The sequence below is a fragment of the Pseudomonas sp. PS02290 genome (assembly GCF_029960075.1).
Lineage (GTDB): Bacteria > Pseudomonadota > Gammaproteobacteria > Pseudomonadales > Pseudomonadaceae > Aquipseudomonas.
This window is the reverse complement of record NZ_JASCOY010000144.1, coordinates 1-9,023: the sequence shown is the minus strand read 5'-3', so window position 1 is coordinate 9,023 and position 9,023 is coordinate 1. Positions and strand designations below refer to the sequence as shown.

The window sequence follows — 9,023 nt, the reverse complement described above, 5'->3', positions numbered from 1 at the left end:
GGCACGGGTTATCCGGTGCGCATTCAGGGCGCGGAAAACGGTCGCACGGTGGATGAAGAGCATTGGTCCACATCGATTGCCGGCGCGCTGCAAGCCCGTCCCGACTGGGCGTTGATTCGTCAGGCGATACGGCACGACGTGCAGGTGGTCATCTCCAACACCGGCGACAAAGGCTACGTGCTGGACGCGGCGGACACGGCCTTGTGCCTGGCCGCTGATGCGCCGACGCCCCAGAGTTTTCCGGCGAAACTGCTGGTGTTGCTCCATGACCGCTGGCAGGCGAACCCTGATGCGCCGCTCTCGCTGTTCCCCTGTGAACTGGTGTCGCGCAACGGCGACGTGCTGCGCGACCTGATCATTGCGCTGGCGGCGGAGTGGGGCATCGATAGCGGGTTTGCCCACTATCTGCGCGACACCTGTCGCTGGGCGAATTCGTTAGTTGATCGCATCGTCTCGCAGCCCATTCAGCCGGTGGGTGCCATTGCCGAGCCGTACGCGATCTGGGCGATTGAGCGTCAGCCGGGGCTGGTGCTGCCGTGTACGCACCCTTGCGTAGTAGTGACGGATCAACTGGAGCAGTACGAGCAGTTCAAATTGTTCATGCTCAACCTCGGGCACACCTGGCTGGCCGAGCGGTGGTTGAAGGATGGCAGGCCGTCCGACGAAATCGTGTTTCAGGCGATGAACGACCCGCTGCTGCGCGAGAGCCTGGAGGATCTGTGGGAGCGGGAGGTGCTGCCGGTGTTTGCCGCGAAGGGCCAAGGGGATCAGGCGCGGGATTATCTGGCGAGTGTCCGTGACCGCTTTCTCAACCCGTTCTTGCAGCACCGGATCGCCGACATCGCGCAGAACCACGAGGAGAAGAAACGCCGCAGGTTCTTGCCGGTGGTGGAGATGGGGCGGGGGATTGCGGGGTTGGAGCAGCCGAAGCTTGAGGGCGCGTTGGCGGATTGATTCCCGGCTAAAGCCGGTCCTACTAAATGGGATGCATCCATTGATGATCGTCCCCACGCTCCGCGTGGGAATGCCGCCCGGGACGCTCCGCGTCCCCTCGTGTGACGCAGAGCGTCAGGGGATGTGTTCCCACGCGGAGCGTGGGGAACAATCATAAATTAAGGTTGATCACCGACTGCAAGGCCACCTGACAAGGCGGCCCAACGCCTGTAATATCCTCCGGCGCATCCTGATGGAACGTGATTGATGACCGCGCCAAGCCCAGCCCCCGAACGCCGCCTTTACCAGATCACCGCCGACCGATTGCGCGAGCACATTCGCAAGCATGGCATCGCCCCCGGCGCGCGGCTGCCGCCTGAACGTGATCTGGCGCAGTTGCTCGGGGTCTCTCGTCCGTCCTTGCGCGAAGCCCTGATTGCCCTGGAAATCGAAGGCAGCGTCGAGATTCGCATGGGTTCCGGCATCTACGTCTGTGAGCACCTGCTGGGCGTCAAAGGCAAGACCCGCACGCTGGGCGAGAGCCCGTCAGAGCTGATGCAGGCCCGGGCGTTGATCGAAGGTGAGAGCGTGATGCTGGCCTGTCTGCACGGCAGCAAAGCTGATTTCCGCTACCTGCAGGGATGCATCGACAAGATGCGCGAGGGTGCGCTCAAAGGGGTACCGGCGCTGGACGACGACCGCAAATTCCACCAGCGGCTGGCGAAAATGAGCGGCAACTCGACCCTGGTGCGCATCATCACGTCCCTGTTCGAAGAGCGGTACAGCCCGCTCACCGCCCACGTCAGCGAACACTCCGAAACCCGCGAAACCTGGGCCATGGCGGTGGCCGAGCACGAAGCCATCCTGCACGCCGTGCAGACCCGCGACCTGATCGGCGCCCAGACCGCCATGCGCGAACACCTGCGCCGGTCCGAAGCGCGCTGGCTGGACGGGATGGACGCAGAATTGCGTTAACAGGCGCCCGCCGCAAGGCGGTGCTGTTCAAAGGTCCTCAGCCTCACGCCATCGTCTTGCGAATCCCTTCCCACAAGCCATTCAGGTACACCGCGCCCAGCGCCCGGTCGTACAGGCCGTAGCCCGGTTTGCCGGTTTCACCCCAGATCATCCGCCCGTGGTCAGGGCGGTAATAGCCCTCGAAGCCGGTCTCGACGTAGGCCTTGACGATCTCGGCCATGTCCAGCGAGCCGTCTTCCGAGCGGTGCGCGGTCTCGTAGAAATCACCGGCTTCGTTGACCTTCACATTGCGCAGATGGGCGAAGTGAATGCGTCCCTGACCGCCGAATTCCCGGACCAGCGACGGGATGTCGTTACCCAGATCCGCGCCGAGGGAGCCTGAACACAGCGTCAGGCCATTGGCCGGGTCATCGACCATCGCCAGAATGTGCGCCAGGTCCTCGCGGTTCTTCACCACCCGTGGCATGCCGAACATCGAGCGCGGCGGGTCGTCCGGGTGCAGGGCCATCTTGATGCCCGCATCTTTCGCCACCGGAATGATTCGCTCCAGAAAATACGCCAGCCGCTCGCGCAAAGTGGCCTCGTCGACCTGAGCGTATTCGTTGATCAGCGCGCGCAGGACTTCCGGCTCGTAGCTGACGTCCCAGCCGGGCAGGCTGATGCCCTTGTCCAGATTCGCCTGCTCGATTACCGCCACGTCGAACGCCAGGGTGGTCGAACCGTCCGGCAGCTCCATGGCCAGGGTCGAGCGGGTCCAGTCGAACACCGGCATGAAGTTGTAGCAGACCACCTTGATCCCGCAGGCGGCCAGGTTGCGCAGGGTCTGGCCGTAGTTGTCGATCAATTGATCGCGGGAAGGCAAACCACGCTTGATGTCTTCGTGGACCGGCACGCTCTCGATGACCTCCAGCTCAAGGCCGTGGGCATTCACCGTGGCTTTCAGGGCGGCGATTTTCTCCAGCGGCCAGACCTCGCCCACCGGGATGTCGTAAATGGCGGAGACCACGCCGGTCATGCCGGGGATCTGACGAATATAGGGCAGGGTGACGGGATCGCTGTCGCCGTACCAACGGAAGGTCATTTTCATTGCGCAGTCCTTGTTGTTATGGGGAGCGGGCCGCTCAAGACCGCCTGTGCTTCATTGAAGCCGGCCGGAGTGTGGCGTGCGCAGCAGCATAGATTGGTCAGGCCAAATTATGCAAATGCCGACCGTCGAGCCATAAATCGGCAAATAAATCGCCTTTTCGATTTCCATATCCCGGATTGCGGGTCTAGTATCGGCTGCATTCGGATATTTGGTCAGGCCAATTCTGTCGTTCCCAAAGAGGGCTTTATCCCTCGGTGAACAGCGCGTGAATCAGGGCCCGGGCGCTAGACGAAGCTCTAACGACGTCTTACTCATAAAAATAATTAGGAGGACTCGCCATGCAGAAAGGGCGCTGGTTGGTAATTTTTCTGTGCTTCCTCGCGGTGGCCATCAACTACATCGACAGGGCCAACCTCGCGGTTGCCGCCCCCTATATCCAGAAAGAACTCGGTTTGGGCTCAGGGCAAATGGGCCTTCTGCTCAGCGGTTTCTTCTGGACCTACGCACTCATGCAAATGCCGTTTGGCTGGTTCGTCGACAAGGTCGGCGCGCGCATCGCGCTGCCCCTCGCGGTGGCCTGGTGGTCGCTGTTCACGGCGGCCACGGCGGCGGCCGGGAGCCTGGCGGCGATGTTCGGTTGCCGCCTGATGCTCGGCGTGGGGGAGGCGGGGGCGTATCCGTCCTGCGCGAAAATCGTCAGCCAGTGGTTCGACGTCAAGGAGCGCGGCTTTGCCACCAGCATCTTCGACAGCGGCTCGCGGGTCGGCTCGGCGTTGTCCATCCCGCTGGTGGCGCTGATCATCGAGCTGTGGGGCTGGCGCGCGTCGTTCATCATCACCGGCGCAGTGGGTTTGATCTGGGTCGTGGGCTGGTTCCTGATCTACAAGGAGCCCCAGGCCGTTGCGGCCATCGAGCAGCATGAGGCGGGCAAGGCGGCGACCCTCGCCGCTCGGCCGAAAGTGAAATGGGCGTCGCTGTTTCGTCACCGCACCCTGTGGGGGATGATGCTGGGCTTCTTCTGCCTGAACTTCGTGATCTATTTCTTCATCACCTGGTTCCCCACCTACCTGGTCACCGAACGCGGTTTCTCGCTGAAATCCCTCGGAACGCTCGGCACCATTCCGGCAATCGCATCCATCGTCGGCGGCTGGATCGGCGGACTCACCTCCGACGCGCTGTACCGTCGTGGCTGGAGCCTGACCGCTGCGCGCAAGACCTGCATCGTCGGCGGCATGCTGATGTCGTCGAGCATTTCCCTGTCGGTGTTCGTCGATGGCACCTACGCGATGCTCGGCTTTTTCAGCCTGGCCTATGCGAGCCTGGCGTTTGCCGGCGCGAGCATCTGGTGCCTGCCGGCTGACGTCGCGCCGACCCCGGCCCATGTGGCGTCGATTAGCGGCATCCAGAACTTTGCGTCGAACACCGCCGGCATCTTCATCACCACCTTTACCGGCTTCATGCTGGTGATCGGCAACGGCTCGTTCACCGCGCCGCTGCTCACCGCCGGGGCGTTTGCGCTGTTAGGGGCGTTCAGCTATCTGTTCATTGTCGGCAAGATCGAGCCGTTTTCCACGACGCCGGAGGATGCCGCGCCGCTGGATGCGACAGCGGTCGCCCAGCGCACCTGAGTGTTGAAATGGATGCGGGCCTCACTTCTGTGGTGTAACCACCGACGGATTCCCGGCTGAAGCCGGTCCCACAAGTCGTCGTTCCAGCCAGTCCCATTGAATGCACGCGGATGGTTTAGTGGGGCCGGCTTTAGCCGGGAAGAGGCCGGCGCAGGCACCCTCACGTTCGCGGTGTGATTGACGCGTTCCCGGCCGCATCCGCTTCACACCCCTTCGGCTTTCACCGCCGCGCGAATCGCCTCCAACAGCATCTGGCACGCCGGGTTGTCGTTGTCCGAGCGCCAGACCAGGTGCAGCTCGCTCTGCACCCCCTCGCCGAGATCGATGTCGCGGAACGTCACACCCTTGAACACCACATTGGCGGCGCAGCGGGGCACCAGCGCCAGGCCCATGCCGGCATTCACCAGCGCCAGAATCGTCAGCGACGAACCCAGCCACTGCACGTACTCCGGCGCCACTCGCGCCGAGCGAAACATGCCGGTGAGCAGTTCGTTGAACGGCGGGTAAGCCGAGTGGGAGTACATCAGGAAGGGCTGGGCGTCGAGGTCCTGCACGCTGATGTTCCGGGCGTTGGCCAGCGGATGACTGCTGGGCACCGCCAGCACGAATGGCTCGCGGACCAAGCATTCAGTCTCATAACCGGGCTGCAGCAGCGGCGCGCGCACGATGCCCAGATCGATGCGCCGGGCGCGCAGGGCTTCGTGTTGCTGATAGGTATTGAGTTCGGTCAGGGAGATTTTCACGTGGGGCTGGTTCTGCCGCGCTTCGGCGATCACCCGTGGGAGAAACTCGTACACCGCGCTGCCGACGAAACTGATGGTCACCGAGCCGATGTCGCCCTCGGCAAAGCGCCGCGCCACGATGGCCGCCTGATGCGCACGTTCCAGCAACGTCTGGGCTTCGATGAAAAACGCCCGGCCCGCCGCGGTCAACGCGACGCTGCGGGTGTTGCGGTTAAACAGCTGAACCCCCAGGGAATGCTCAAGCAACTGGATCTGCCGGCTCAGCGGTGGCTGGGTCATGTTCAGCCGTTCGGCAGCCCGGCGGAAGTTGAGTTCGGTGGCGACGGTGGTGAAGCAGCGTAGCTGGGCAAGCTCGAACATTGATCTATTCCGGGTATCAATCAACAGTCAATCTAGATTAGACGGGAACAATGCGGCGGTCCATGATCGGCTCATCACCTGCATTTCCCACGCTCATCCCAAAAAAAATACAAAGACCGGGAGTCGCACCTTGAACCGCACCGTTCCCACGCCTGAACCCATCAGCAGCGCCGATCCCACTGTTCTGGCCCGCGCGGCTGCGAAAGTGAAGCGTCATGTGTTGCCGTTGTTCGTGATCATGTTCATCGTCAACTACATCGACCGGGTCAACATCGGCTTCGTCCGCAGCCACATGGAAACCGACCTGGGCATCGGCGCCGCTGCCTACGGGCTCGGCGCCGGGCTGTTTTTCGTCGGCTACGCGCTGTTCGAAGTTCCGTCGAACATGCTCCTGCAACGCTTCGGCGCCCGCGCTTGGCTGACGCGCATCATGTTCACCTGGGGCGCGGCGGCGATGGCCATGGCTTTCGTACGCGGCGAAACCAGTTTCTATGTGCTGCGCTTCATCCTCGGCGCGGCCGAAGCGGGCTTCTTCCCGGGCATCATTTATTACTTCACCCAGTGGTTGCCTTCGAGCGAACGCGGCAAGGCCATGGCCATCTTCCTCAGCGGCTCGGCCATTGCCTCGGTGATTTCCGGGCCGGTGTCCGGGGCCTTGCTCGGCGTCAGCGGCATGAACCTGCACGGCTGGCAGTGGATGTTCATCATCGAAGGCTTCGCCTCCATCGCCCTGTGCGGCTTTGTCTGGTTCTGGCTGCAGTCCCATCCCCGCGAGGCGAAATGGCTGAGCGAAGACGAGAAGGGCGCACTGATCAGCGCCATCGACGCGGAACAGCGCGCCCGTGAAGCGGCGCAAGTGGTCAAACCGTCGATCTTCAAGCTGCTCGCCGACCGGCAGATCATGCTGTTTTGCTTCATCTACTTTTCCGTGGCCCTGACCATCTACGGCGCGACGTTCTGGCTGCCGAGCATGATCAAGAAGATGGGCAGCCTCAGCGATTTCGAAGTCGGCCTGTTCAACTCGATCCCGTGGATCATCTCGATCATCGCCATGTACGGCTTCGCCGCGCTGGCGGCCCGCTTCAAGCACCAACAGGCGTGGGTCGCGGTCACCCTGGTGATTGCCGCGTGCGGGATGTTCATGTCCACCGTCGGCGGGCCGATCTTCGCCTTCGTCGCCATCTGCTTCGCGGCCATCGGTTTCAAGGCGGCTTCGGCGCTGTTCTGGCCGATTCCCCAAGGCTATCTGGACGCGCGCATCGCAGCGGCGGTGATCGCGCTGATCAACTCGATCGGCAACCTCGGCGGCTTCGTGGCGCCCACCGCGTTCGGCTTTCTGGAGCAGAAAACCGGCTCCATTCAAGGCGGCATGTACGGCCTGGCACTCACCTCATTGGTGGCGGCCGTGGTGATCTTTTTCGCCCGTACCACACCGAAAGGCGACCCACACCGCCCAAAGCTTGAAGACGCTGCGCCACTGCAAGCAGCTGCGTCGCTCAGCTCACCGTCCAGCGTCAAACCCTAGCCTCACACCCTGATTGACCGGGAGAAGTCATTTGAAAATCACGCGCGTCACCGTCACCCCGATTGCCTTCCGCGATCCGCCGTTGCTCAACGCCAGCGGCATCCACGAGCCCTTCGCCCTGCGCTCGATCATCGAAGTCGAAACCGACAACGGCTACATCGGCCTGGGAGAAAGCTACGGCGATGCCCCGGCCCTGGCGATTCAGCAGCAGCTGCAGAGCCAGTTGATCGGCATGGACCCGTTCAACCTCAACCACTTGCGTGCGGTGGTCAAAGCGACCGTTGCTGCAAACAAGCCGGCGAGCGTTGCCGGTGCTGAACTGGCGCCGGGCTCCCACGCCAGCAAAGCGGTGAGCAATGCCTATTCGGCGTTTGAAGTGGCGTTTCTGGATGTGCAGGCACGTTCCATGAACCTGCCACTGGTTGACCTGCTGGGCGGTGCCGTTCGCGACCGCGTGCCGTTCAGTGCGTACCTGTTCTTCAAATACGCCCAACACGCCGATTCGCCCTACGCGCCAGACAGCTGGGGAGAAGCGCTGAGCGAAGAACAGATCGTCGCCCAGGCGCGGCGGATGATCGAAGCGTACGGTTTCAAAAGCATCAAACTCAAAGCCGGCGCCCTGGACCCCGAGCACGAAGTGTCCTGCATCAAAGCGTTGAAAAAGGCCTTCCCGGGCTATCCGCTGCGCATCGACCCCAACGGCAACTGGTCCCTGGAAACCTCGATCCGCATGGCCGAACTGCTCGGCGATGACCTGCAATACTACGAAGACCCGACGCCGGGGCTGGAGGGCATGGCCGAACTGCACACACGCACCGGCCTGCCGCTGGCGACCAACATGGTCGTCACCGACTTCGATGAATTCCGCCGCAGCGTCGCGCTGAACAGCGTGCAGATCGTCCTCGCCGACCACCATTACTGGGGCGGCCTGCGCGACACCCAGGCGCTGGCAAAAATGTGCGACACCTTCGGCCTCGGCGTCTCCATGCACTCCAACTCCCACCTGGGCATCAGCCTCATGGCCATGACCCACGTCGCCGCCGCCGTCCCCAACCTCGACTTCGCCTGCGACACCCACTACCCGTGGCAAGAACCGGACGAAGAAGTCATCAAAGGCGGCAAACTCCCCATCATCGACGGCTGCGTCCACCTCACCCGCGAGCCTGGGCTGGGGCTTGAACTGGACTACGATCAATTGGGGAAACTCAATGACCAATTCCTGACGTGCGGGATTCGCCAGCGGGATGATGTGCGGCAAATGCAGAAATACAAACCGGAGTGGAAGGCGGTGAAGCCGAGGTATTGAGGTTGGGGGTGGGCCGCATGATCGGGGGTGTTTGCGATACCGCATTCGCGAGCAAGCTCGCTCCCACAGGGACGGTCCAAACCGAAAATCCTCGAGCGCCAGAACCGGCCTCTTCCCGGCTGAAGCCAGTCCCACTAACAACAGCGCGTACACCCATTGGACCGGCTTCAGCCGGGAAGTTTTTGATCTTCCACAAGGACTTATCAGGCCTAAGATCCGCCAGCGCCTGAACTGGCCTCTTCCCGGCTAAAGCCAGTCCCACTAACAGCAGCGCGTACACCCGTAGGACCGGCTTCAGCCGGGAAGCTTTTGATCTGCTTCAAAGCGCTTTTGATCTTCATACGCAAAAAGTCCAGACACCGCCAAACGCGACTTGGGTGCAGGCTGAACGGAGGTCTCGCGGAGTGGGCCGAGCCGCATGGATGCGGCGAGAGCGCCGTCAGGACATGGATGTCCGTTCGGCGCG

General features: G+C 62.5%; 7 protein-coding genes. 5 read left to right on the top strand and 2 right to left on the bottom strand.

Annotation, left to right across the window (positions count from 1 at the left end; all coding sequences use genetic code 11):
• Both QMX88_RS27700 and QMX88_RS27695 read left to right on the top strand, forming a co-directional pair.
• Positions 1 to 954 (top strand): mannitol dehydrogenase family protein (locus QMX88_RS27700; protein WP_282373443.1); only part of this gene is annotated, 954 nt, incomplete at its 5' end.
• A 246-nt stretch (positions 955 to 1,200) separates the two neighbouring features.
• A complete protein-coding gene (locus QMX88_RS27695) occupies positions 1,201 to 1,908 on the top strand; it encodes a FadR/GntR family transcriptional regulator (RefSeq protein ID WP_192173670.1) in 708 nt (235 codons plus the stop codon).
• Positions 1,909 to 1,951: 43 nt separating this feature from the next.
• Here QMX88_RS27695 and uxuA read toward each other — a convergent pair whose 3' ends face one another.
• Complete coding sequence (gene uxuA, locus QMX88_RS27690; RefSeq protein ID WP_282373442.1) at positions 1,952 to 2,995, bottom strand: mannonate dehydratase; 1,044 nt, start codon at positions 2,993 to 2,995, stop codon at positions 1,952 to 1,954.
• A 338-nt stretch (positions 2,996 to 3,333) separates the two neighbouring features.
• Between uxuA and QMX88_RS27685 the strand changes: the two genes are divergently transcribed.
• Complete coding sequence (locus tag QMX88_RS27685) at positions 3,334 to 4,623, top strand: MFS transporter (protein ID WP_282373441.1); 1,290 nt, start codon at positions 3,334 to 3,336, stop codon at positions 4,621 to 4,623.
• Between the two features lie 203 nt (positions 4,624 to 4,826).
• Here the strand turns inward: QMX88_RS27685 and QMX88_RS27680 are convergent, their stop codons facing one another.
• Positions 4,827 to 5,726 (bottom strand): LysR substrate-binding domain-containing protein, encoded by a 900-nt coding sequence (locus QMX88_RS27680; RefSeq protein ID WP_282373440.1) that lies wholly within the window; start codon positions 5,724 to 5,726, stop codon positions 4,827 to 4,829.
• Positions 5,727 to 5,964: 238 nt separating this feature from the next.
• On the opposite strand from QMX88_RS27680, the gene QMX88_RS27675 reads away from it, so the two are divergent.
• Together QMX88_RS27675 and QMX88_RS27670 are read left to right on the top strand one after the other, a co-directional pair.
• On the top strand, positions 5,965 to 7,251 hold the full coding sequence (locus tag QMX88_RS27675; protein WP_282373444.1) for an MFS transporter: 1,287 nt from the start codon (positions 5,965 to 5,967) through the stop codon (positions 7,249 to 7,251).
• A 31-nt stretch (positions 7,252 to 7,282) separates the two neighbouring features.
• Positions 7,283 to 8,557: a glucarate dehydratase family protein gene (locus tag QMX88_RS27670; RefSeq protein ID WP_282373439.1), complete on the top strand. Its 1,275-nt coding sequence runs from the start codon at positions 7,283 to 7,285 to the stop codon at positions 8,555 to 8,557.
• Positions 8,558 to 9,023 lie beyond the last annotated feature (466 nt).